Origin of the sequence: Streptococcus australis, assembly GCF_003943615.1 — a bacterium.
GTDB classification, from domain to species: Bacteria; Bacillota; Bacilli; order Lactobacillales; family Streptococcaceae; genus Streptococcus; species Streptococcus australis_C.
This window is the reverse complement of sequence record NZ_RJPZ01000003.1, coordinates 27138-51355: the sequence shown is the minus strand read 5'-3', so window position 1 is coordinate 51355 and position 24218 is coordinate 27138. Positions and strand designations below refer to the sequence as shown.

Sequence of the window (24218 nt, the reverse complement as noted above, 5' to 3'; positions counted from 1 at the left end):
GCTTTATCTTTCTATCAATTTTTTTGCTTTTTCTGTATTTTTAAAATGAAGTTTGGCACTGTAGTCAAGGGCTTGAATGCCATAGGCCTTTAAAAGTTGAGCAGCTACCTTGTCTGAGGGCGCACCAGCCCCACTAGGAAGGGTGTAGCCGAGTTCTTGACTCAAATCTTCCAGATTTTGGAGGAAGAGGTCACGGGCAATAATGGAACTCACAGCTACTGCCAAGTATTTTCCTTCGGCCTTCTCTTCTAGGGTGACGACTTGTGGGACCTGATTCGCTTCTGCTTGAACATAGCGATCATAGTTTTTCTTGGTCGTAAAGGCATCGACTACAATCTTTTGAGCTTTTGTCCCTTGTTGCAAGAGCAAAAAAATGGCTTGATTGTGAAGAGCAACCTTGACAGATACCGCATTGTAGCCAGAGGCGATGACCTGATTGTATTTTTTAGGTGTCAGCAGTAAGGCCTGATGCGGGATTTCTTTTTTGAGGATCGGTGCGAGAGCTCGAATTTTTCGATCATCTAAGGTCTTAGAATCCCCAACTCCTAGACTTTTTAAGCGGGCATGTTGCTCCGGGCTGACCAGTGAAGCTACGACGGCAAGCCCTCCAAAGTAAGAACCGTTTCCAACTTCATCCGTTCCGATTAAGGGGAAGTCTTGTCCGGCAAGTGCTTGGTCTATCGGATCTTGTTGGTAACCGAAGAAGGCAGCATAGCGCGTCGCCTGACTACCTTGTAGGACAACCTTTCCTGATGTGTAAATCGAAATGGTTGCACCAGGTGCCTTGAAAAAATAACGGATATATGGATTTTTTGAAGGTAGCAGATGGTCTTGGTGCTGACGAACAAATGCTTGGATGTCCTCGTTTTGAGGGGACAATGTAATTGTTTCCATAGCCCTTATTGTATCATAAAAGCTAGATGAAAGGCCAGAAAAAGACCAGCCGAATTTAGTCTGAAAGAACTTCTTTTAGGCTTGCTTCAATTGCTTGAGGATCAGTTTTTGAAGAGAAGCGGTGGATAACTTGGCCTTGGCGATTGATCAAGAATTTGGCGAAATTCCATTCAATGCGGGAGCCCAAGGGACCATTAGCTTGTTCTTTTAACCATTGGTAGAGGGGGCTGGCTTCTTTCCCATTGACTTTAATTTTTGCAAAGCGTGGGAAGCTGGTTTGGTAATGGAGGCTACAAAATTGATTAATCTCTTCCGCACTACCCGGTGCTTGGCCCATAAATTGATTACATGGAAAGTCAAGGATTTCAAATCCTTGGTCATGGTAGCGCTCATAGAGCTCTTGTAATCCCTGGTATTGAGGCGTAAGCCCACAACCGGTTGCAGTATTGACGATGAGGAGTACTTGGCCTCGATATGCTTCGAGGGAGAAGGGGCTCCCATCTTGGGCCATTACGGTGAAATCATAGATAGTCATTTTACACGTCCTTTCCTACTTTCTCTATTGTATCACGCTTGAGTCGAAAAAAGTTAAACCGTGGTCCTAGTGCTTCGGTATTTCCTATGGGAAGGGGATTTTCCTACTGACAAGCGGGCTAGATTTTGATATAATATCGTGAGGTGATTTTTATGTCCAGCTTAAATAGATACAAATTTACTTTCGGTAATAAATCGCTGACTCTTACAACTAATCATGATAATCTCTTTATGGAAGAGGTTGAACGGGTCGCGAAAGAAAAATATGAAGCGATTAAAGAACAAATGCCAGCTGCTGATGATGAGACCCTGGCCATTTTACTAGCAATCAATAGTTTGTCAACACAATTGAGTCGTGAGATTGAGTTTGACGATAAGGAAAAAGAATTGGAAGATTTTCGTCGCAAGGCCCTAGATGGCCTAGTCGGTAGATCATCTAATTAAGGGGAGTTGCATGTTTTCAATCCTGATTTTATTCATCCTAGCTTGGAGTTTTTATATTGGGTATTCACGAGGGATTTTGCTTCAAGGATATTATTTTTTAACCATGATTGTGGCCATGTTGGTCGCAGGATCAGGCTATCAGTCCTTGGCAAAAACCATTAGTCTATGGATTCCATTTTCGAGTGCAACACAAGCTTCAAAAAGCTATTTTTATGGTGCAGACCAACTCTTTCACTTAGACAAAGTTTTTTACGCTGGTTTGGCTTACTTCATCTTGTTTGTTTTAGTCTATGCGATAGGTCGAGTGATTGGACTCTTTATTCCCTTGATTCCAACGCCTGAAAAATGGGAGGAGTATCCGTTTCAGATTGCCAGTGGTGTGCTAGCTGTCCTAGTAACCTACTTTGTTCTGCAAATGGGATTCACGATTTTGTCAACCATCCCCATGGCAGCCATTCAAGATCGACTTCATGGAAGTTTCCTCATTCGATTTATGGTGCAGCATAGCCCCCTTACAGCAGGCCTCTTGAAACAACTTTGGGTTGTAAAAATCTTAGGTGCGTAATCACTTCTCATCATGTCTAACAGTTCATGAGAGTTATTATAGAAAGGAAGGGGAGGCTCAAACCAAAATCAGCCTCCTTTTCTGTTGTGGAGAAACATGAATCAAAAAATTCTCGAAACCTTAGAGTTTCAAAAAGTCAAAAACTTAGTAGAGCCCTATTTGCAAACGGAGCAGGGCGAAGTGGAGTTGCAGGAATTAGCCCCACTTACAAAAAAAGAAGCAATTGAAACCGCCTTTCTTGAAATGGCGGATATGGCTCAGATATTTGTGGAGCATCCGCACTTTAGCGTGCCCACCATCCAAGAAATTCGTCCAGTGACCAAGCGTTTAGAACTAGAAACATCGCTCAATATCGATGAATTGTTAGCGGTGAAGAAAGTCCTGCGCGTGACCCATGAATTGCGAAATTTTTATGATGAATTAGAAAATGTCCGCTTGGAAAAACTGGATCGGATATTTGAAAATCTAGTCGACCTTCCACAGTTGCAGGGAAGTCTCCATGCCATTAATGAGGCAGGATTTATTGAAAACTTTGCCAGTGAAACCTTAGCAAAAATTCGTCGACGGATTCAAGAGAATGAACACCAAGTGCGAGACATTTTACAAGAATTGTTGAAGACCAAGTCCGAAATGCTGGCTGATCAGGTCGTAGCGAGCCGGAATGGACGGAATGTCTTGCCAGTCAAAAACACCTACCGCAATCGGATTGCCGGTGTGGTGCACGATATTTCAGCTAGTGGAAATACCGTCTATATCGAACCTCGGGCGGTCGTCAATCTTAATGAAGAGATTGCCAACCATCGTGCAGATGAACGCTTCGAGATGCTCCGGATCTTGGAAGAAATTTCAAACCTCCTTCGTCCTCATGCGGGGGAAATCCGAAACAATGCTTGGCTGATCGGTCATATTGACCTCGTTCGTGCCAAACATCGCTTTTTACAGGACCGAAAAGGAACTATTCCAACCTTGTCAGATCAAGGGGAGATTCAGCTCTTGCAGGTTCGCCATCCCTTGATTGAGCAGGCTGTTCCCAATGATATCCACTTTGGCAAAGACCTCACAGAGATTGTGATTACCGGACCGAATACGGGTGGGAAGACCATCATGCTTAAGACCCTGGGACTAGCCCAATTAATGGCCCAGTCGGGCTTGCCAATCCTAGCAGATGCTGGGAGTAAGGTAGCTGTCTTCACGCAAATCTTCTCTGATATCGGGGATGAGCAGTCGATCGAGCAGAGCCTGTCTACCTTCTCCAGTCACATGACCAATATTGTCTCTATTTTGGAGCAGGTCGATGAGGAATCCTTGGTCTTGCTGGATGAGTTGGGAGCTGGAACGGATCCTCAGGAAGGGGCTTCACTGGCGATCGCCATCCTAGAAGATCTCCGCTTACGAGGGATCAAGACCATGGCGACCACCCACTATCCAGAACTTAAGGCCTATGGGATTGAGACACTTGGTGTTCAAAATGCCAGCATGGAATTTGATACGGACAGCCTGCGTCCGACCTATCGGTTTATGCAGGGGGTACCAGGACGTTCCAATGCCTTTGAAATCGCGCGTCGTCTAGGCTTGTCAGAAGTGATTGTTCGTCAAGCGCAGGGGTTGACCAATCAGGATCGGGATGTCAACCGCATCATTGAAAAGTTGGAAGCTCAGACCCTAGAAAGTCGCAAACGACTCGAGTCCATCCGAGATGTTGAACAGGAAAATCTGAAATTCAACCGCGTCCTCAAGAAATTGTATAATGAGTTGACCCGAGAGCGGGAAACAGAGCTCAACAAGGCGCGGAAAGAAGCGCAAGAAATTGTGGATCTTGCTCTAGCAGAGAGCGATCAGATCTTACAAGGTCTCCATGCCAAATCGCAACTCAAGCCCCATGAAATTATTGAGGCCAAGTCTCAGTTGAAGAAATTGGCCCCAGAAACGGTCGACCTATCGAAAAACAAGGTCTTGAAACAGGCTAAGAAAGCCCGTGCTCCAAAAGTCGGAGACGAGATCTTGGTGATTAGCTATGGGCAACGAGGAAGTCTTACTAAGCAGCTCAAGGATGGTCGCTGGGAAGCCCAAGTGGGACTGATCAAGATGACCTTGGAAGAAAAAGAATTTAATCTGTTAAAAGCTGAAAAAGATGCTTCACAACCGAAAAAACGCCAGGTCCACGTAGTCAAACGTTCCAACACCAACGGGCCTCGGGCTCGATTGGACCTTCGTGGCAAACGGTATGAGGAAGCCATGGAAGAATTGGATAGCTTTATCGACCAAGCCCTTCTCAATAATATGGCCCAAGTCGATATCATCCACGGTATCGGAACAGGGGTCATCCGGGAAGGAGTTACCAAGTACCTCCGTCGCAATAAGCATGTCAAAAGCTTCGAGTACGCTCCTCAAAATGCAGGAGGAAGCGGAGCGACAATTGTGACCTTTAAATAAGCAAAGAGTCAGTCGTGCCTTTTAATCAGGCACGCTTTTTGCTATAATACAGTCAGTTTAAACGGAAAGAAGGAAAGTATATGACCCCTAATCGTTCGTCTGATTCTTGTACCACTATACTCGTCGGAAAAGATGCCAGTTATGATGGTTCAACCATTGTAGCTCGCACGGAAGACTCTCAAAATGGAGTATTTACCCCTAAGAAATTTATCGTTGTTCAGCCAGAGGATCAACCCCGTCATTATCGGTCGGTCCTATCTCCTTTTGAGATAGACCTGCCAGATAACCCTGTTCGTTACACAGCTGTTCCGGATGCCATTCCAAAAGATGGTATCTGGGGAGAAGCGGGGATTAATCGTTACAATGTGGCCATGAGTGAGACAGAGACCATTACGACCAATAGCCGAGTCCTGGGGGCGGACCCTCTGGTGGAAAGTGGAATTGGAGAGGAAGATATGCTGACCTTAGTTCTTCCTTATGTCCAGACTGCTCGTGAAGGAGTGCTTCGCTTGGGGAAGCTCCTAGAGGAATACGGGACCTATGAGTCTAATGGAGTGGCTATCAGCGATGTTAATGAAATCTGGTGGTTGGAAACCATCGGAGGTCATCACTGGATGGCCCGCCGTGTACCTGACGATGCCTATGTGACCAATCCCAATCAATTGGGAAGTGATCGTTTTGAGTTTGATCGTCCGGAAGAGTTTTTATGTGATCCAGACTTGAAAGATTTCGTGGAACGTCACCACTTGGCCTTGGATTTCGATGGTTCGTCCTTTAACCCTCGTTATGCTTTTGGTAGCCAGCGAGACAAGGACCGTCATTACAACACACCACGTGCTTGGGATATTCAACGTTTCCTCAACCCAGAAGTGGAACAAGATCCTCGTTCCTTCTTCCTTCCTTGGTGTCAAAAACCTTATCGCAAGATTACGATTGAAGATGTCAAATATGTCCTTAGCAGTCACTATCAGAATTCAGTTTATGACCCCTATGGTTCAGAAGGGGATACTCAAAGTCGTCGGACCTTCCGTACCATTGGCATCAACCGGACTAGCCAGACGGCTATTCTCCAATTGCGACCAAATCGTCCTCAAGAAACAACAGGAATTCAATGGCTTTGCTATGGGTCTATGCCTTTCAATACGGCCGTTCCTTTCTTTACGCAGGTAGATACGACACCGGATTATTTTGCCAACACAACAGAAAAAGTGACGACGAATTCTTTCTATTGGACCAATCGAATTATTGCTGGTCTGGCAGATGCCCACTATAGTCATCATGTTGGAGATTTAGAAGATTACCAAGAAAGCACTATGGCCCTTGGACATGCCCGGATTGGACGAGTGGACCTAGCCTTGGCGGCAGGGGAAACTGTTGACTTTGAAAAAGAAAATCAGGAAATGAGTGATCAGATTCAAGAAGCGACGGATCGCTTGTTGGATAAGGTCTTATTAGATGCAAGCAACTTGATGACCAACCGTTTCTCTTTGAGTGACTAGTTGGGGATTGCTGGGGAATTTTCATGGAAACTTCTGAAAACGTAAATATCATCTAATTGCTTTATTCGCTCTTTCGCCTTCGATGTTTAGGGAAAGCAAAAGCTACTTTATGAAAAAAGAAAAAGACCAGATCGTGTGATCTGGTTTTTCTGAATTAATAGCGTTTTTCTTTGGGCCAATCTTTCATTTCAGAAATAGCTGTAAAGAGGACGTCTGTTGATGAGTTGAGGGCTGTTTCACAAGAATCTTGGATGACACCAATAATGAAGCCCACGCTGACTACTTGCATAGCAATATCATTGTCGATACCAAAGAGGCTGCAAGCGACAGGAATCAAGAGGAGGGAACCACCAGCTACTCCAGAAGCCCCACAGGCTGAGACGGTTGCACGATACTGAGGACCAGGGCAGTCCCAAAGTCGACCTGAATGCCTAAGGTATTGACAGCAGCTAGGGTCAAGGTGTTAATAGTGACGGCAGCTCCGGCCATATTAATAGTAGATCCCAGAGGGATAGAAACTGAGTAAGTATCGGGATTGAGACCTAGTTCCTTACAAAGTTTCATGTTGACAGGGATATTAGCAGCGGAACTTCTAGTAAAGAAAGCAGTCAATCCACTCACTCGTAGACATTTAAAGACTAGCGGATAAGGATTTTTGCGAATCATGATGTAGACAAAAATCTGGTTGATGACTAGTGCAACGAAGGACATGGTGCCAACTAAGAGAAGTAAGAGGAGGCCATAGCTCTTGAGTCCATCAAAGCCTTGTCCAGCAATCGTTGTGTAGACCAAGCCTAGAATTCCAAATGGAGCTAGGTTAATAATCCATTCGACAATCTTGGAAGTAATATCTGCTAGGGTTTGAAGGAGGTCCTTGCTGTGTTCGCTAGCTTCTCTCATAGCAACTCCAAAGACTATGGCCCAGGATAAAATCCCGATATAATTAGCCTGGATAAGGGCATTGAGGGGATTGTCCACGATTTTTAAGAGAAGGTTGCTAATGACTTCCCCTAGTCCATCAGGAGAAGTTCCTTCAGCACTAGTTCCCGATAAAGAAATGGTAATAGGGAAGAGATAGTTAACCAAGACCGCTACCAGGGCAGCCGCAAAAGTTCCCAGGAGGTAGAGGATAATGACTGATCTCATATTGGTTTGGGTTCCCTTTTGATGTTGGGAGAGGGCGTTATCGACAAGGGCGAAGACTAAAAGAGGAGCAATTGCCCGCAAGCCGCCTACAAAGATTTCCCCTAATAGACCAATGGCAGAAGCTTGAGGAAGAAGCAGAGCTAAGAGAGCCCCAAGGAAGATTCCGATTGCAATCCGCTTCATAAGGTTGGTTTTGTTCCAAGTTTGAATGAATCGTTTGACCATAAGGACCTCCTCTATTGAAAGTTTACCGTCCATTATACGATAGATAAGTCTGAAAATCAAGGTAAGCCTAGGAGGAGGTTACTGGTCCGATAGCTTAAAATTTGATATAATCAAACCATTAGAAAAAGAGAGAAGGAGATTGATAGAAGGTATGAAGAATATTTTTTCCCGCTATGTCAGTCAGTTTGATTGGACCAAGATCATGGATGAATTGGTTTCGAAATTGATTTCCTTAGCTATTTTATTTATCTTATTTTTACTTGCAAAAAAACTACTTCGTAGCTTGGTGAAACGAATTTTAAAACCATCTTTAAACTATGTGGGACAAGATGACGCTCGGAAGAAAACGATTTTACGTTTGGTAGAAAGTCTGTTGAATTACTGCCTCTATTTTATTTTGATCTACTGGATTCTTTCCATCCTCGGCTTACCTGTTTCTAGTCTCTTAGCTGGAGCGGGAATTGCAGGAGTTGCCATTGGGATGGGAGCTCAAGGCTTCTTATCGGATTTGGTCAATGGTTTCTTTATTCTCCTTGAGCGCCAATTGGATGTTGGAGATACTGTTCGAGTAACTAATGGTCCGATTACCATCGCTGGGACAGTGTCGAGTGTCGGCATTCGGACGACCCAGGTAAGAGATGCAGATGGGACCTTGCATTTTATCCCCAATCGCAATATTATGGTTGTCAGCAATCTCTCTCGGGGCAACCAGCGCGTCTTAATTGATATGCCGATTTCTGCTCAAACGGATCTCGATCAGATTTATCAAATCTTCCAGAAAGTCAACGATGAACAGGCACAGAAACATCCAGAAATCTTAGATGGTCCAACGATTTTAGGACCTCAAATCGAAAAGGGAACGGGTCGCTATTCCTTCCGCGTCGCTATGATGGTCCAGTCGGGGAGCCAAGTGGCCATTTACCACCTTTATTACAAACTCTATCACGATGCCCTCTTACAAAATGGGATTGAGATTCCAACAACTTTTTCTGTCACACCCTAATAAAAAAAAGACCCATCGGTCTTTTTTCTTACTCTAAAATGAGCATGCCCTCTTTAACAGCGAAAGGATCCTTCGGATTGATCCGATCGTAGAACATAACGCCATTGATGTGGTCGATTTCATGTTGGACGACGATGGAGTTGTAGCCTTTGAGTTTGATGCGGTGCTTTTCACCTGTCTTGTCATAGTAGTCAACTGTCACACGCGCGTGGCGAACTACATAACCGGGAACATTGCGGTCCACAGAGAGACACCCTTCGCCATCTCCTAGAGCCGCATCTTGGACTGAGTGGGAGACAATTTTAGGGTTGTACATGACTTCTTGGATGGAGTATGCTTCTTTTGGAGGATTTCCTTCTTCATCCTCTGGGTTTGGGACGAGGACAGCAATGATGCGTTTAGAAATATCTAATTGAGGAGCTGCGAGTCCAACTCCTCCTCGAAGACCCAATTTTTCCGCCATGACAGGATCCTGTGAATGGTGTAAGAACTGCATCATTTTTTCCCCAAGAATGATCTCTTGATCTGACAGTGGGAAAGTGACCTCTTCCGCGATAGCTCGTAAAGTCGGATGGCCTTCGCGGATAATATCATTCATATCAATTAGATGGGCAGCTTTTGTAATGGTTTCAATTGCAGACATGTTCTCATTCACTCCTTTTTTCTAGAAACCATCATATCATAATTCCTTCTAGAATGAAAGTTTCCCAATTGATTGAGGGGTGCTGACGGACTAGAAGGGCTGTAAACTAGGAAAGGAAAGAATCTTAGGCTAGTTCATGGTATAATGATAAGAAGAATGAAGGAGATAAGCATGCGTCTAGATAAATATTTAGTGGACTGTGGAGTGGGAAGCCGAACAGAAGTCAAGCAAGTCCTCAAGCAGAAAAAAATTCAAGTCAATGGGAAGGTGGAGACATCTGCCAAGGTTCACATTGATCCAGATAAAGACCAAGTGACCTATCTGGGAGAAAGTTTATTTCATGAAGAGTTTGTTTACTATCTGCTCAATAAACCCAAAGGGGTTATTTCAGCAACGGAAGACGACCACCATCAAACAGTCTTAGATTTGCTAGATGACACGGCGAGACACAAGGAAGTCTTTCCTATCGGACGTCTGGATATCGATACCCATGGTTTGCTCCTCTTGACCAATAATGGTAAGCTGGCTCATGCCATGCTGTCGCCTAAGAAACATGTGGACAAGGTCTACCTTGCTCAAGTAGCTGGAATCATGACCCAGGAAGATGTCGTCCGCTTCAAAGAAGGAATAGAATTGAAGGATTTCACTACCCTGCCAGCTGATTTGGAAATTCTGGAAGTTGATCGAGAAGCCGATAGTTGCTTGGTTCAGATTCGCATCGCTGAAGGAAAATTCCACCAGGTCAAGCGCATGGTCGCTGCTTGTGGCAAGGAAGTCACCGATCTCGAGCGGATTTCCATGGGGCCATTGAGGCTAGATTCCGCTCTCAAATTGGGGCAGTGGCGTAGATTGACAGCAGAAGAAATAGAACTCTTAACTGACTTTCGAGTTAATCTATAATAAGAAATTTTTGTAGTCTTGGTTTTGAAGGACTCTGTTGGAAAAGCATAAGTGTTTGACAGAAAGATGAAATCTTGGTAGAATGAATAAGTCGAATAGACAACTAACTCTTTCTTGGTAGCAGGCTATGCCAGACCTGCCACTCGGATAGAGCATAAAGAAAAGGAGCTTATCATGGCAATCTCAAAAGAGAAAAAAAATGAAATCATTGCACAATACGCACGTCACGAAGGTGACACTGGTTCAGTAGAAGTTCAAGTTGCTGTCCTTACTTGGGAAATCAACCACTTGAACGACCACATCAAACAACACAAAAAAGACCACGCTACTTACCGTGGTTTGATGAAGAAAATCGGTCGCCGTCGTAACTTGTTGGCTTACCTTCGTAAGAACGACGTTAACCGTTACCGTGAGTTGATCAACTCTCTTGGACTTCGTCGTTAATTCAAGATACAAAGGCCGTCAAAAGTACAAAGCAAAAATAGGAAAATTGACGAAGAAACCTCAGTTTCTAGGAAATTTTATCTTTTTTGCCAAGTGCTTAGGCCGTGTTCGATTGAATACAAAAAAGTTAAGTTACTCTATTGTAGAGTAGCTTTTCTTTTTTTACTAGAATTTCAATATTATCTTCGGCTCGGCGCCTTGTCTAGAAACGTTTTATCCAGCAAGAATGGAGCCTTCTGAATTCAGGGGGCTTTTTTATTGAGGTTTTATCGGCCACAATTTTGGAGACTACAAAAACTTTTTGGTTGATTGACTTCATACTAGCCGGGTTTTATCGGCCACAATTTTGGAGACTACAAAAACTCAAATAGTAGCAGTCTGCAAGCTCCCTCGGAGAGCCTACACTTTACGAAGTAAAGTATAGTGGGTTATACTTTACATGGAAGTAGTCACCGAATTCCAGCTAGAAATTACTTTGTAACTACGTTTTGAGGAGGAGTAAAATGCTTTCCTACGTTCGACATTACCCACTAGCGATAGCTAAATTAATGTGTCTGTGCTTCCCTAAAATCTGCTGATTTATTACTGACTAATACAGGAGTTTTTTTATGGGACAGACAATCATATCTGCTATTGGTGTTTATATTTCCACCAGTATCGATTATTTAATTATTTTAATTATTTTATTTGCACAGCTATCACAGAATAAACAGAAATGGCATATTTATGCGGGGCAATATCTAGGCACAGGCTTACTTGTAGGGGCGAGTTTAGTTGCTGCTTATGTAGTCAATTTCGTGCCTGAAGCATGGATGGTTGGATTGCTTGGTTTAATCCCTATCTATTTAGGGATTCGCTTTGCAATTGTTGGAGAAGGTGAGGAAGAAGAGGAAGAAATTATTGAAAGATTTGAACAAAGCAAGGCAAATCAACTGTTTTGGACAGTTACATTGCTGACAATTGCGTCTGGCGGAGATAATTTAGGTATCTATATACCTTATTTTGCTTCGTTAGATTGGTCACAGACACTCGTGGCGTTGCTTGTGTTTGCAATCGGCATAATTATCTTTTGCGAGCTTAGTCGTGTGCTATCCTCTATGCCGTTAATATCCGAGACAATTGAAAAATATGAGCGAATCGTTGTGCCCTTAGTATTCATTACACTTGGACTATACATCATGTATGAAAATGGCACGATAGAGCCTACAATCTTCGGTTCGTCGCCTTTTCTAGAACGGTTTTATCCAGTATAATCTTCGGCTACGGTTCCTAGCATCGTAAGGTAAAATAGACCAGATCGATCTCCCTTCGGGGAGATTTTTTGTTTTATTGTCTTTTCTTTATCGCACAAGATCCATCATTCTGAGGAAGTCGTTTTGTTTGACAGATGTAACGAACGGAGTTACAATGGATACATCTTAAGAAATAGAGGTTACCGATATGATTGAAATTACATATCTAGATGGTGCAAAACAAGAAAGGGTCATGCATTTTGATTCCTATGAAGAGTTTGAACGCTCCCAACAGACCTGCTTGATTGGTGTGGCGGATTACTATCCAGTACAGAAATTGACTTATAATGGGCACGAACTCGATTATCACGGAACTTACGGAGATGTCTTTTTCTATTTGATGAAGCAAGACCTCGATCAATACAAAAACTAAAGGAGAAAGAAAATGGTAAAAGCAATTACAGACGCAACATTTGAAGCAGAAACAAAAGAAGGATTGGTCTTGGTAGACTTTTGGGCGACCTGGTGTGGTCCATGTCGCATGCAAGCCCCTATCCTAGAAAAATTATCCCAAGAACTTTCAGAAGATGAATTAAAAATCCTGAAAATGGATGTGGACGAAAATCCAAATACAGCTCGTGCTTTCGGCATTATGTCCATTCCAACCTTGCTCTTTAAAAAAGATGGGCAAGTTGTCAAACAAGTAGCAGGTGTACACACCGCAGAGCAAATCAAGTCCATTGTGGCTGAGTTGAGTTAAGAAAAAAAGATTGGAACATAGCTCCAATCTTTTTTTGATGATAAAGAGAAACCTGTATCTTTCAATCGTACATTGTAGACAAGGTATACGTCATTAGATTATAGGTAGCAGGTCAAGTCTTGTCACATCAAAACTCTAAATTTTGAAACTTTTTAGAACCAATGATTAGGAGAATAAAGCCATAGACGAGGGTAATGCCCAGGGCTCCCAAGAATGCTTGTGGCGTGGATAAAATGTCGTCATTAAGCAATCTGTTATATCCATTCGGGAAAAGCATTGCAATGCCTCCGCCAATCATTGAAGTCATCATGCTTGCAATTGTTAAAATAATTGCTACCACTATGGTTGAGCCTGTTTTTAAATAAAGGCATAACACAGAAGCGACAGTTACTGAAAAAATGTCTTTTAAAAAGATTCCAAAAATATCCTCTAGGGTTGATAAAGTAATAGATAAATCATTATCAAAAAAGGTATTCGAGGCAAAAGGAAACTGAACGACNCTGGTAAAATAGACTGTAGTAGAAACACAAGTAAATAGAATATAAAATAGTACCAAGATTGAGAGTAAACTAAGATATTTTGAAAAAAATATGTTCTTACGGCTTAAATCTCTATAAAGAAACATGGTATGATCATCTATCTCTCGTCTAAAGACAGAAATTGTCAAGAAATAGATTGCAAGAGTAGGTAAGATAAATGAATCTGCTGAACTGATCATCATATCTAGAAAGGCTATTCCACTTACTCTATTGTCTCCTATTACGGAAATTTGCATGAAGTTAGATTTTCCAAAAAAGGAAGCTAGAAGAAAGATAACTGGAAATAAAACAAATAGCAGGTAAATCTTGCTTTCTTTACGCTTCCAGACAGATGTGAAAATGGCAGGTAAGATTTGTTTCATATTACTGTCCTTTCGTAAAGATCTCTTTTAGGTGGTTCTCTTTCACCTCTATCTTCTCAATCAAGGCATGATTTCCTAAAGTTTTAAAAATCTCATTAACCTCTTCAGAGGATATGTTTGTCGAAATGTCTAAAACGTTGCCTTCTAGAATGGCGTCATCACTTAATAAAGACTGAATCCCTTCAAGATTCTTAGTCTCCTTCAAGTACACAAGCAAACTAGGACAAGTCGCACCGTCAAAAGCGTCTGCTAACTGCCCTGCCTCAATATAGACATAACGTTCACACAAGGCTTCTAGCTCTCCTAATTGGTGGCTAGAAATAAGCATTGAAATTTGTCTCTCATTAGACCACTGTTTCAAAATATCAATTAATTTCTGAACACCAATCGGATCTAGTCCAACGAATGGTTCATCTAGAATAAGGAAGTCTGGTTCGGCAACCAAAGCAATTGCCAAGGCTGTCCTTTGCTTCATACCAAAAGAAAATCCTTTTGGTTTTCTATTTCTAGCTTCCCATAGTTCTACCAATTTTAGAGTTGGTTCAATATTTGAAAAAAGCTCTTCTTTCCCATGTAAACGTAGATAAAATTTTAAGTTATCAATAACGGACATTTCTGGGTAGAATACTGGATCAATCATAATACCAAAGTCTGTTAATACATTGTCTTTACTATGAATATCGATCCCATTATAGGTAATAAGTCCAGAAGTTGGTTTTAGTGATTTTGCCATCAACTTCATAAGTGTCGATTTACCCGCACCATTTCTACCAATCAAACCGACAATCTCACCCTTATTGATTTCCATATTGACGTCTTTGAGTGAATAAAAGTCATTCCCAACAAATTTTTTTGAAATACTTTCGATTTTTAGCATATCTAGTTTCCTTTCAATTTTTATAAATAATAAATGAGTCAGCTTGCTCTTTTTAAAACTCTATTCTTTCAAAATTCTTTCTAGCTGAGAAATAGCTAGGTAAGAGGTAAATGCAAGATAAGCCAATGATGATTAACAGCGTTAAACCAAACTCACCTGCTTGTAAAGTATTTGCATAAGTGGTTGGAATCATATACTTTACTCCAATCAGTAAGGGAGCTGTGAAGGCAAATAAAGTGAAGAAGATTCCTACTAAAACAGCCACTAAGGTCTTAGATTTAATGGAAACCATCGCAACCATGACGGTTGTTATAAGATTAAGTAAAACCACAGAAAGAATCGACAAGATAGATTTCTCAACTAAAATAGAGCTTGAAGGTAAGAAGTTAGAATTAACTCCAAATCTAGGCAACATAATGCCATAATAGGTAATGAAAGTTGCAAAAAAAGTTCCAAATAAATAGAGGATATAGACTAAAAATAGTCCGAGTATTTTTGCGTTGAAAATTTTAGAACGCTTAATATCTTTGTATAAAAACATGATCTTACTATCAATTTCATCTCTAAAAACGGAAGAAATCAGGATCGAAAAAATGAGTACTGGGATTGTTAAACGATACTGTGTTAAAAGAGTGATATCAAAGAAAGATAAAAAACTATTCGTATAGTCGGTTTTCATATCTTCCATATTTCCTGCCAAAAATGGAACAAGAATAGGTAATAGACAAAAGGATAAGAAGATCTTCGTATCTCTCCTTTTTAAAATAGATTGAAATACAGAGCTTGCTAATCTATTAAACATGGGCTAGTTCTCCTAACTATAATCATAAACAGAATGTGGGTGAGTTCACTAAACAATTGTAACTCGGTTTTCGTTTTCTAAGTTCTTACACACAACAGTATATTTCAAATTTAATAAAAGAAATGATCAATCTAATAAATGGTCTGTTTTTTATAATGAATGGAATTATAAAAAACAGACCATTTATTCTAGTTTTAAAGTTATCCTTCGTACATCTTTAATTCATGAGTAAATTCATGATCTATACTTTTTGTTTCTAAAGTGACTTTAGGATATTTGGAAAGGATTTGTTTGACATTGGAAAGACCGATACCTCGTCCCTCTCCTTTGGTTGAGACTCCATATTGGAAAATATTTTTAGTAGGGATCTTATAGTCAGCAGTGGTATTATAGATAACTAAAATTTTATTTTCATTCTCTTGAAAATAAGTAAAACTAATTCTTGGAGCTTCTGCGTTAACTGCAGCTTCTATGGCATTATCTAAAAAGACAGATAGTATCGTAATAAAATCGACTAAATCTATTTGAGGAGTTCCGATAGGCTCAGCTATTTCTACAGAGACATCAATTCCTCGATTTTGTGCTTCAATCAATTTTGCAGATACAACCGATTTCATTGCTAGGTTTTTTAAATGAACAAGTTTAGCAATATCGTATTGACTATTGTAAAAGGATTTATCAGACTCTTTCAGTACGGCATTATAGATCCTCTCTACCCCATCCATATCTCTTTTCTTTATCGATTCATTTAAGCTGACTAATATATTTGTATAATCATGACGAAAACTTCTCACTTCTTTGTAAAGAGATTCAATGTGATTGCTATATTTACTTATTGAATCTATCTGTGAATCTTTCATCTTTTGAATTTCTAAATTGATATTTTCTTTAATAATGTGTTGGATATAAAATAAAAAACCTAAAAAGATAGGGATGTAACTGAAGATAACTATTCTTTTGTAGTATATATCGTCTATATGGGTAGGAAATAAACCAGCATATTCAAGTGTAGGTATACTTGAGAATATATAACTTAAGAGGTAATAGATTATCATCGTTATACTAAAAATCTTTACTACCATTGAAAATTTATTATTTCTAACCTCTTGTGATAGTAACTCGATATTAATTCGAAATATTTTAAAAAATATAATGTATACAGGAAAGGTTAAAAGTATTGGTATCCAATCCATCCATATATTTTTATTTAAAACCTCCTCTGATACTCTAAATAAAAACTGGAAATAGATAGATGATAGACTACTCAACATATCAAAAATTGTTAAAGTAAAAAAACAGTAGAATATGTATTGTAACCAATTCCATCTTTCTCGAGATTTTAGAAAGAAAGTGATGGAAGGTAAAAATAATATTTCTCCCCAAAAGACAACATCATAATAATAGTATTCAATCAATGTCAGTAGGGCAGGTATTAAAAACAAATATGGTAATTTAAATTTTGAATAACTAATTTGTTGAAAAATAACCAACCTTATTAACCAACTAACAAAAAACACACCTTCAAACTCTAGAGTCATTTTTTATCTACCTTTTCAACTAGCCCTTTCAGTTTTAAACGTGATACAAAGCATGATTCATCGTTTTCAAAATAAACAATATGATTTGCTTTATCAATACGAACGACATTCTCTGGATTTACAACGTAAGCTCGATGACTTTGGTAAAGTCGCTTGTCGGTTTTAGCAATATCTGAGACTTTACCATAAAATTCCATGTGGCCTTTTTTAGTTGTTAAAACGACCTTATGAACGGTCGAAGATGTCTCAAAATATAGAATATCTGAGAAAGGGACTTGAATCTGGGAATGCTCTGATTTAAAGCTGAAGGAATCCTCCCCTACTGTCTTATTGACGTTTTCAGCAGCATGTATCAAAACAGATGAGATCGCTTCTTGATAATCCTGATCATTTAATCCTTTATCAATAAAATCCAAAGCGGAGACGCGATAACGATAGGTAACGGGCATGAATTCTGAGTGAGTCGTTACGAATACGATTGAAGCGCTAGGATCTTTATCACGAATCTCACGCGCAATTTCCATTCCTTTTTTTTCTTCCCCTTTAATTTCAATATCTAAAAAAAAGAATTGGTGATTCCCTGTCTCTTTGATGGCCTCTAACAATTGTGTTGGCTTCCCAAATACCTCTAAGTATTTATACTTTAGATGATGATCTGTCATACATTTCTTGATTGCTGTTTCAATACGAGTTTGTTGTAGAAAATCATCTTCTAATACAAAGATATTTAGCATATTTCTCCCTTCTGAACTTATTGATCCTTTCATCCTAGAAAAAATTCAGTCATATTTTCTCGTAAACTTGTCTTTGAAGACACTGTTTGTTTATCGAATATGGTTTCTCATTTTTCTGTAATGATAATTTTTACAGCTAGATGGTTTGTTCATAATCCTTATTTTATCATAAACACACCTCAAGGAACATCTTTGGTTAAAGTAGATGTGTTTATAAAAAATCGGGCACAGTAAACTAAGAATGAATTTCTAATTTTAAATTGCCCTAATAGAGATATCCTACCATATAGCGAAAACTTTTGGAAATGCTGATTTAATGCTATTCTTGAGTTTTTTAAATTTTCTCTAGTAAAAGAAAAAGATTGAAGAAAGAGTCCATTTTGGACTCTTTCTTCAATCTGAAGTCAGCAAAAATTGGTGACTTTTTATGTAAATGATTAACAAAATTAAGAAAACCACACTGGAGGAATTCTTACTGACCCAACTCTTCACTATAAGCGATAATCTGATCAACCGTATCTGACAAGAATTGAATCGTATCGCGAAGTGGTTTGTCCGTTGAGATATCTGCTCCGATAATCATAGCAGACTCAAGTGGGGTCTTGCTGCCACCAGATTTGAGAAGGTCCAGCCAATCTTTGGCGCCATTTTCGGAGTTCTTCAAATGCAGGTAACCGGCGGTTGAGATAACTAGGCCAGCTGAGTAGGTATAGCTGTATAGCCCCATGTAGTAGTGGCTTTGGCGCATCCAGGTTAAAGCTGCATCATCATCGATTTCTACAGCGTCGCCCCAGAATTCGGTCAAGACTTCCTTCATGATGCTGTTGAGCTTGCTAGCGCCGAAGGTACCACCTTCTTCGATCAGGGTGTAGACCTTGCGTTGGAAGGCCGCTTCCAGCAAGTGGGTGATGAAGTTGTGGAAGTAGGTGTCTGTCAAACGGTGAGCCAGGGCAAAACGTTTTTGACGAGGATCGTCAAACTGCTGTTCCAAATAGTCGCTGAGGAGGAGCTCGTTAAAGGTAGATGGAGCTTCCACATAGTAGGTTGACATGTGGGCGTTGAAGTAGCTTTGGTTGTTGTCTGAGAAGATGAATTGACCAGAGTGTCCGATCTCGTGGATCAGGGTATAAACATCGCTCATGCGCCCTGTCCAACTCATCAGGACATAAGGATGGACGCGATAGGGGTCAGCTGCATAACCACCGGAATCCTTGCCTTCGTTGGCCGCAAAGTCGACCCAACGTTCGGTTTGGTAGCGGGCGATTTCGCGAGAATATTCTTCACCAAGTGGTGCTACAGATTTCATGACCAAGTCATAAGCATCATCAATGCTAACATCAGGGTTGAGCGCACTGTCCAAGTCCAACTTCCAATCAGCAAAGGTCATTTTTTCAAGGCCGTTGACCTTGGCCACGTGTTTGAGGAATTTTTGAGCGACCGGAGCGAAGTCCTTCATGATCAGGTCAATCTGACGGTCAAACATAGAACGATCCACTTCCTGCTCGGCTAAGAGATAGTCAAAGACAGAGTCGTAACCTCGCATATCTGAGATCAGCTTTTCAGACTTGACTTGGGCTAGATAGGTGGCAGCAGCAGTGTTTTGGTGCTTGCGCAATCCTTCTGAGAAGGAACGAAAGGCTTTTTCACGGACTTCTGCATTCTCATGGTTCTGGTAGAAGTTTTCATAGGTGACAAAGCTATTCTTGTAAACTTTTCCATCCACTTCAAAATCAGCCATTTCAAAGTCACCTGCCCGCATCTTGGTGTAAATGTCTTGCGGTCCGTAGAAGACTTCACCGAGGTTTGTCAAAGTCTTTTCCACATCAGCTCCCAAGTAGTGGGCTTTTTTGATTTTGGCTTGGCGAATAGCAGACGTAAGATGAGGCAATTGTCCGAGGCGTTCGAGGACATCTTCATCCGCTTCGACTAAGGCATCATCAAAGAAAGAGAGTTCGACGCTGGCCCAAGTTTCGAAATCCATCCCCGCTTGGGCAATTTCTGCAAAAGCTTCATCACCAAAGTCTGTCGTTTGTGGCATAAAGCTGTAGTTGCCGATGTGGCTGAGTTGGATCTGAATCTGTTCCAAGACCGCAAAGGCAGCTTCAAAGTCTTCAAAAGTGTGGAGCTTGCCCTTGTAGTTGCGGACAAATTCATTGATTTCCTCACGCGTCTTTTCAATGGCACGCAAGAAGTCTTCCTGGTCTTGGTAGAGGGCTGTGAGATCCCAGAGTTCGTTCTCAGGAAATTCAGAACGTTTTTTTAATTCCATAGTGTTCTCCTTTTTGATCAAATAACTATACTAAGTATAGCAGAAAAAAGGGCAGAATGATAGGTGGATGGGGGATCTTGTCAAAGCCTGACTGAGCCAATAAGAAAACAAGGATTTTCTAGCTTTTTGAACTTCGTTTGGTATAATAAAATGGAGAAAGTTTTAGGGAGTATATGATGAAAAAAATCTATAAAGTTAGCTTGGCAGCGATGACGTTGCTAACCCTGGTGGCATGTGGACCTAAGCGACGTCCTAGGACGCAACCTTCTACAGTTCAGAGTGAAGTAGCAGATGGAAAAGAAACTAAGAAAACATCGTCTGGGCATGAGTACTATCAAACGGTTCTTGAACGTTATCAGGCCTACTCTAGGGCTATCGAGGCAGGTGATAGTGCAGGTTTAGAGACCAAACTAAAAGAAATAGATCCTCAATCCGATGAGTATGTTTATGCTAGGTATCTTCAAACCCTGGGTAGAAAACCAAGTCTTTCCTATTTTTATACGGATTTGGATAAAGATGGGCGGGATGAGCTCTTGATTGGAAATGGCCAAACAGTCTCAGCGATTTATTATCTAAAAGGCCAGCAACCAGAATTGCTACATACAGCTTTTGTAGCTTCCTCTGGCGGTTCTCGTTCAGGTTTCCAAATTTTTGAGGATGGTTCAGTCATTTATGCTAGCTTTTCGTCTCTTCAACCAGAGGTGGATCTAATTCATTACAAGTTCCAAAAAGGAAAGCTTGAGACTGTCAATCAGATCCAAATAAAAAATGGGGACGGCCAGAAGCCAGAGAAAGCCTTGGGGATTACAGCAAAAGAATTGGATCAAGCAAAATTTGGATGGAAAGAACTAGAGACCGGTAAGAAGGCGACGAGCCAAGGAAGTAACTCAGAGTCGCAAACAAGTAGTTTTCAAGTCCGCGTAGGAGTTTCAGATCTTCGGATTCGTAAAGAAGCATCGATCAAGGGAGAGGAAGTTGGAATGATCCCACAAGGTGTTTATACGATCACAGAGAAGGTTTCAGCTGACGGTTATACCTGGGGAAAGCTCCAGTCTGGCCAAGGGTGGATTGCGCTTGAATTCACGACGAGAGTGGAAGGTTCTAATGCGGCTACCTCAAATAAGGGAAGTGTCGGGATGAATATTCAAGAGATTCAGAACGGAGATTTTTCAAGTATTTCGGGGACTTGGCGAAATGGCTTGGGATGGACTTTGGAATTTGATAAAGATGGCTTGACCGGAAATCAATTTTTTACAGATGGTAGTGGGGTCGTCAATAACATTAATCCTGATCATAGCTATATTACTGGAGCTATCCACAGTTCAAAACCGAATACAGCTGGTGGAGCAGCAATTTCGTTTTTACCAGCAGGGACATCTATCAAACCAGATAGTAACCAGAATAGTGATCCGTCAGATACTAAAAAAGATCGAATTTGGATTGGGCAGCAGTACATTTGGAACCCAGAGGACTTCTTCTATCGTGTGGATTAATAGAATTGTCATTTACCTAGGAAGCACTTAGTTGTGTAGTGAGTAGAGATTTCATGTAAACTTTAAAATAGATAGCACCTATATCTAGCTCTAGAATTTTAAAATAAGTGGAAATCAAATATTCCTCGAAAAAGGCTTTTTAAGCCTTTTTCTTTTGGGCTTGAATATGGTAAAATAAAGGTTATACGTGCTTGGATACAAAGATGAGGATATAAGATACAGATGGATGCTTGAAATCCTATACTATCAGGTGTAATTGAACCCGCCTACAACTCTGTGGAAAAAGATAAATCTTCCTAGGAGCGGTCGCTCCGTCGTTGGATTTCCTATTTTCCTTTGAGTTGTTTAACGGCTTAGTATCTTGGGAATTGAATTTTGGCCTCATTTCTTAGGAAAAAAGATAAGCTTCCTAGCACTCATCGAGTGCGGCGTCACCTTCCTATTTTTCTACAGAAATGTTCGGCAAGCCGAACCGTCCAAAATATCTTGATAGTTGAACACGGGCTAAATCCCTAGTGAAAAAGAGAGATTTCCTTGTGTGCGTGGCACACTGCGTCAATCTCCTGTTTTCATACGGGATTCTTCACGCCCTTTGTATCCTGATTTTTGTAGGCAAGTCGTATAATATTATCAATCCAAAGGGGATTAAAATGGTAAAACAAGTGTTTCAAACGACTTTTGCGGGTCGTGAGTTGATCGTAGAGACTGGCCAGGTTGCCAAGCAAGCAAATGGTTCTGTTGTCGTACGTTACGGTGAGTCAACTGTCTTGACGGCAGCTGTCATGTCTAAGAAGATGGCAACTGGGGATTTCTTCCCACTCCAAGTCAATTACGAAGAAAAAATGTATGCAGCTGGGAAGTTCCCTGGTGGCTTTATGAAGCGGGAAGGACGTCCTTCAACAGATGCGACTTTGACAGCGCGTTTGATTGACCGTCCGATCCGTCCGATGTTTGCGGAAGGTTTCCGTAACGAAGTGCAAGTCATCAATACTGTCCTTTCTTACGATGAAAATGCCTCTGCACCAATGGCAGCCATGTTTGGTTCATCCTTGGCCTTGTCTATCTCAGATATTCCATTTGACGGCCCAATCGCTGGAGTACAAGTAGGTTATGTCGATGGGGAAATCATCATCAACCCAACCCAAGAACAAGCAGAGCGCTCGCTTCTTGAATTGACAGTAGCTGGTACCAAACACGCTATCAACATGGTAGAGTCTGGTGCCAAAGAATTGTCAGAAAAAATCATGTTGGAAGCTCTTTTGAAAGGGCATGAAGCCGTTAAAGAATTGATTGCCTTCCAAGAAGAAATCGTTGCGGCAGTCGGCAAAGAAAAAGCAGAAGTTGAATTGCTTCATGTAGATGAGGAATTGCAAGCTGAAATCATCGCAGCCTACAACAGTGACCTTCAAAAAGCAGTCCAAGTAGAAGAAAAATTGGCGCGTGAAGCTGCAACCCAAGCAGTCAAAGACCAAGTCACAGCTGTTTACGAAGAAAAATATGCAGACCACGAAGAATTTGACCGGATCATGCGGGATGTGGCTGAAATCTTGGAACAAATGGAACACGCAGAAGTGCGCCGTTTGATCACAGAAGACAAGGTTCGTCCTGACGGTCGTAAGGTCGATGAAATCCGTCCTTTGGAAGCGGTTGTTGACTTCGTTCCCCGTGTGCACGGTTCAGGTCTCTTCACTCGTGGACAAACGCAGGCTCTTTCTACCTTGACGTTGGCACCAATGGGTGAAACGCAAATCATCGATGGTTTGGATCCAGAGTACAAGAAACGCTTTATGCACCACTATAACTTCCCACAATACTCTGTAGGAGAAACGGGTCGTTACGGTGCGCCTGGTCGTCGTGAGATTGGACACGGTGCTCTCGGTGAGCGTGCTCTTGAGCAAGTCTTGCCAAGCTTGGAAGAATTCCCATACGCGATCCGTCTGGTAGCAGAAGTCTTGGAATCAAACGGTTCTTCTTCTCAAGCCTCTATCTGTGCGGGAACTCTTGCCCTTATGGCTGGTGGTGTGCCAATCAAGGCGCCAGTAGCTGGTATTGCAATGGGTCTCATTTCTGATGGTAATAACTATACAGTATTGACAGATATCCAAGGTTTGGAAGACCACTTTGGAGACATGGACTTCAAGGTTGCAGGTACTCGCGACGGGATTACAGCCCTTCAAATGGATATCAAGATCCAAGGGATTACTGCAGAAATCTTGACGGAGGCTCTTGCTCAAGCCAAGAAAGCTCGTTTTGAAATCCTTGATGTGATCGAAGCAACCATTCCAGAAGTTCGTCCAGAATTGGCTCCAACTGCTCCGAAAATTGATACCATCAAGATTGATGTGGACAAGATCAAGATTGTCATCGGTAAAGGTGGAGAAACCATCGACAAGATCATCGCTGAAACAGGCGTTAAGATTGATATCGACGAAGAAGGTAATGTATCTATCTACTCAAGTGATCAAGCAGCGATTAACCGTGCTAAAGAAATCATTGCTGGTTTGGTTCGTGAAGCCAAAGTGGACGAAGTTTACCATGCCAAAGTTGTTCGTATCGAGAAATTCGGTGCCTTTGTTAACCTTTTTGACAAGACGGATGCCCTCGTTCACATCTCTGAAATGGCTTGGACTCGTACCAACCGTGTCGAAGACTTGGTAGCGATTGGAGATGAAGTCGATGTGAAGATTATCAAGATCGATGAAAAAGGCCGTGTCGATGCTTCTATGAAGGCTCTCTTACCACGTCCTCCAAAACCAGAACATTCAGAAGAAAGAGGTGAAAAGGGTCATCGCCATGGCGATCGTCCTCGTCACCACAAACCTAGAAAAGACTTTGCCAAAGATGCAGGTGAAGAAACAAAAGAATAAGCAATCAAAAGAAAG

At 41.3% G+C, this 24218-nt stretch carries 20 protein-coding genes and 1 pseudogene; 12 read left to right on the top strand and 9 right to left on the bottom strand.

Annotation, left to right across the window (positions count from 1 at the left end):
* Nucleotides 1-3: 3 nt before the first annotated feature.
* Both rnhC and D8785_RS03925 read right to left on the bottom strand, forming a co-directional pair.
* Entirely contained in the window at nt 4-894 is an 891-nt protein-coding gene (gene rnhC / locus D8785_RS03930) for a ribonuclease HIII (protein WP_048715185.1), read from the bottom strand.
* Between the two features lie 55 nt (nt 895-949).
* Nucleotides 950-1429 (bottom strand): glutathione peroxidase, encoded by a 480-nt coding sequence (locus tag D8785_RS03925; protein WP_048715183.1) that lies wholly within the window; start codon nt 1427-1429, stop codon nt 950-952.
* Nucleotides 1430-1581: 152 nt separating this feature from the next.
* Here D8785_RS03925 and D8785_RS03920 point away from each other — a divergent pair, with 152 nt between their 5' ends.
* The 4 genes from D8785_RS03920 to D8785_RS03905 all read left to right on the top strand — a co-directional run bounded on the left by D8785_RS03920 (nt 1582) and on the right by D8785_RS03905 (nt 6369).
* Complete coding sequence (locus D8785_RS03920) at nt 1582-1872, top strand: cell division protein ZapA (protein ID WP_023024429.1); 291 nt, start codon at nt 1582-1584, stop codon at nt 1870-1872.
* A 10-nt stretch (nt 1873-1882) separates the two neighbouring features.
* Nucleotides 1883-2437 carry a CvpA family protein gene (locus D8785_RS03915; RefSeq protein WP_048688423.1) on the top strand — a complete coding sequence of 185 codons (555 nt, stop codon included), beginning with the start codon at nt 1883-1885 and terminating at the stop codon, nt 2435-2437.
* A gap of 96 nt (nt 2438-2533) precedes the next feature.
* Complete coding sequence (locus D8785_RS03910) at nt 2534-4870, top strand: endonuclease MutS2 (protein ID WP_125334950.1); 2337 nt, start codon at nt 2534-2536, stop codon at nt 4868-4870.
* Between the two features lie 80 nt (nt 4871-4950).
* Nucleotides 4951-6369 carry a C69 family dipeptidase gene (locus D8785_RS03905; RefSeq protein ID WP_125374555.1) on the top strand — a complete coding sequence of 473 codons (1419 nt, stop codon included), beginning with the start codon at nt 4951-4953 and terminating at the stop codon, nt 6367-6369.
* 154 nt (nt 6370-6523) lie between these two features.
* On the opposite strand, the pseudogene sstT reads toward D8785_RS03905, so the two are convergent.
* Nucleotides 6524-7740: pseudogene (sstT, locus tag D8785_RS03900) on the bottom strand (serine/threonine transporter SstT).
* A gap of 151 nt (nt 7741-7891) precedes the next feature.
* Between sstT and D8785_RS03895 the strand changes: the two are divergent.
* A complete protein-coding gene (locus tag D8785_RS03895; RefSeq protein ID WP_125374554.1) occupies nt 7892-8743 on the top strand; it encodes a mechanosensitive ion channel family protein in 852 nt (283 codons plus the stop codon).
* 28 nt (nt 8744-8771) lie between these two features.
* On the opposite strand, the gene def is transcribed toward D8785_RS03895, so the two are convergent.
* Entirely contained in the window at nt 8772-9386 is a 615-nt protein-coding gene (gene def / locus D8785_RS03890) for a peptide deformylase (protein WP_125374553.1), read from the bottom strand.
* A gap of 171 nt (nt 9387-9557) precedes the next feature.
* Here def and D8785_RS03885 point away from each other — a divergent pair, with 171 nt between their 5' ends.
* From D8785_RS03885 to trxA, 5 genes are all read left to right on the top strand, one after another.
* Nucleotides 9558-10286: a pseudouridine synthase gene (locus D8785_RS03885; protein ID WP_125374552.1), complete on the top strand. Its 729-nt coding sequence runs from the start codon at nt 9558-9560 to the stop codon at nt 10284-10286.
* A 174-nt stretch (nt 10287-10460) separates the two neighbouring features.
* Nucleotides 10461-10730: a 30S ribosomal protein S15 gene (gene rpsO / locus D8785_RS03880; protein WP_004193424.1), complete on the top strand. Its 270-nt coding sequence runs from the start codon at nt 10461-10463 to the stop codon at nt 10728-10730.
* A gap of 608 nt (nt 10731-11338) precedes the next feature.
* Entirely contained in the window at nt 11339-11983 is a 645-nt protein-coding gene (locus D8785_RS03875; protein ID WP_125374551.1) for a CadD family cadmium resistance transporter, read from the top strand.
* 187 nt (nt 11984-12170) lie between these two features.
* Nucleotides 12171-12395 (top strand): DUF4649 family protein, encoded by a 225-nt coding sequence (locus D8785_RS03870; protein WP_023024402.1) that lies wholly within the window; start codon nt 12171-12173, stop codon nt 12393-12395.
* A gap of 12 nt (nt 12396-12407) precedes the next feature.
* On the top strand, nt 12408-12722 hold the full coding sequence (trxA, locus tag D8785_RS03865) for a thioredoxin (RefSeq protein ID WP_125374550.1): 315 nt from the start codon (nt 12408-12410) through the stop codon (nt 12720-12722).
* A 902-nt stretch (nt 12723-13624) separates the two neighbouring features.
* On the opposite strand, the gene D8785_RS03855 is transcribed toward trxA, so the two are convergent.
* The 5 genes from D8785_RS03855 to pepF all read right to left on the bottom strand — a co-directional run bounded on the left by D8785_RS03855 (nt 13625) and on the right by pepF (nt 19843).
* The gene (locus tag D8785_RS03855) at nt 13625-14500 is read right to left on the bottom strand and encodes an ABC transporter ATP-binding protein (RefSeq protein WP_123160618.1); all 876 of its coding nucleotides are present in this window, start codon (nt 14498-14500) and stop codon (nt 13625-13627) included.
* Nucleotides 14501-14552: 52 nt separating this feature from the next.
* The gene (locus D8785_RS03850) at nt 14553-15302 is read right to left on the bottom strand and encodes an amino acid transporter (protein WP_125374548.1); all 750 of its coding nucleotides are present in this window, start codon (nt 15300-15302) and stop codon (nt 14553-14555) included.
* Between the two features lie 200 nt (nt 15303-15502).
* Nucleotides 15503-16840 carry a sensor histidine kinase gene (locus D8785_RS03845; RefSeq protein WP_023024409.1) on the bottom strand — a complete coding sequence of 446 codons (1338 nt, stop codon included), beginning with the start codon at nt 16838-16840 and terminating at the stop codon, nt 15503-15505.
* Complete coding sequence (locus D8785_RS03840; protein ID WP_125374547.1) at nt 16837-17574, bottom strand: response regulator transcription factor; 738 nt, start codon at nt 17572-17574, stop codon at nt 16837-16839. Before D8785_RS03840 ends, D8785_RS03845 begins: the two co-directional genes overlap by 4 nt.
* A gap of 472 nt (nt 17575-18046) precedes the next feature.
* Entirely contained in the window at nt 18047-19843 is a 1797-nt protein-coding gene (gene pepF, locus D8785_RS03835) for an oligoendopeptidase F (RefSeq protein ID WP_123160616.1), read from the bottom strand.
* Nucleotides 19844-20019: 176 nt separating this feature from the next.
* Between pepF and D8785_RS03830 the strand changes: the two genes are divergently transcribed.
* A complete protein-coding gene (locus tag D8785_RS03830; RefSeq protein ID WP_125374546.1) occupies nt 20020-21336 on the top strand; it encodes a DUF6287 domain-containing protein in 1317 nt (438 codons plus the stop codon).
* A 650-nt stretch (nt 21337-21986) separates the two neighbouring features.
* Nucleotides 21987-24203: a polyribonucleotide nucleotidyltransferase gene (pnp, locus tag D8785_RS03820; RefSeq protein ID WP_260469864.1), complete on the top strand. Its 2217-nt coding sequence runs from the start codon at nt 21987-21989 to the stop codon at nt 24201-24203.
* The last annotated feature ends 15 nt before the right edge of the window (nt 24204-24218 follow it).

Bases quoted from the DNA above. Each gene is read 5' to 3' on its own strand.
- rnhC (WP_048715185.1), bottom strand. From the start codon at position 894: ATGGAAACAATTACATTGTCCCCTCAAAACGAGGACATCCAAGCATTT.
- D8785_RS03925 (WP_048715183.1), bottom strand. From the start codon at position 1,429: ATGACTATCTATGATTTCACCGTAATGGCCCAAGATGGGAGCCCCTTC.
- D8785_RS03920 (WP_023024429.1), top strand. From the start codon at position 1,582: ATGTCCAGCTTAAATAGATACAAATTTACTTTCGGTAATAAATCGCTG.
- D8785_RS03915 (WP_048688423.1), top strand. From the start codon at position 1,883: ATGTTTTCAATCCTGATTTTATTCATCCTAGCTTGGAGTTTTTATATT.
- D8785_RS03910 (WP_125334950.1), top strand. From the start codon at position 2,534: ATGAATCAAAAAATTCTCGAAACCTTAGAGTTTCAAAAAGTCAAAAAC.
- D8785_RS03905 (WP_125374555.1), top strand. From the start codon at position 4,951: ATGACCCCTAATCGTTCGTCTGATTCTTGTACCACTATACTCGTCGGA.
- D8785_RS03895 (WP_125374554.1), top strand. From the start codon at position 7,892: ATGAAGAATATTTTTTCCCGCTATGTCAGTCAGTTTGATTGGACCAAG.
- def (WP_125374553.1), bottom strand. From the start codon at position 9,386: ATGTCTGCAATTGAAACCATTACAAAAGCTGCCCATCTAATTGATATG.
- D8785_RS03885 (WP_125374552.1), top strand. From the start codon at position 9,558: ATGCGTCTAGATAAATATTTAGTGGACTGTGGAGTGGGAAGCCGAACA.
- rpsO (WP_004193424.1), top strand. From the start codon at position 10,461: ATGGCAATCTCAAAAGAGAAAAAAAATGAAATCATTGCACAATACGCA.
- D8785_RS03875 (WP_125374551.1), top strand. From the start codon at position 11,339: ATGGGACAGACAATCATATCTGCTATTGGTGTTTATATTTCCACCAGT.
- D8785_RS03870 (WP_023024402.1), top strand. From the start codon at position 12,171: ATGATTGAAATTACATATCTAGATGGTGCAAAACAAGAAAGGGTCATG.
- trxA (WP_125374550.1), top strand. From the start codon at position 12,408: ATGGTAAAAGCAATTACAGACGCAACATTTGAAGCAGAAACAAAAGAA.
- D8785_RS03855 (WP_123160618.1), bottom strand. From the start codon at position 14,500: ATGCTAAAAATCGAAAGTATTTCAAAAAAATTTGTTGGGAATGACTTT.
- D8785_RS03850 (WP_125374548.1), bottom strand. From the start codon at position 15,302: ATGTTTAATAGATTAGCAAGCTCTGTATTTCAATCTATTTTAAAAAGG.
- D8785_RS03845 (WP_023024409.1), bottom strand. From the start codon at position 16,840: ATGACTCTAGAGTTTGAAGGTGTGTTTTTTGTTAGTTGGTTAATAAGG.
- D8785_RS03840 (WP_125374547.1), bottom strand. From the start codon at position 17,574: ATGCTAAATATCTTTGTATTAGAAGATGATTTTCTACAACAAACTCGT.
- pepF (WP_123160616.1), bottom strand. From the start codon at position 19,843: ATGGAATTAAAAAAACGTTCTGAATTTCCTGAGAACGAACTCTGGGAT.
- D8785_RS03830 (WP_125374546.1), top strand. From the start codon at position 20,020: ATGAAAAAAATCTATAAAGTTAGCTTGGCAGCGATGACGTTGCTAACC.
- pnp (WP_260469864.1), top strand. From the start codon at position 21,987: ATGGTAAAACAAGTGTTTCAAACGACTTTTGCGGGTCGTGAGTTGATC.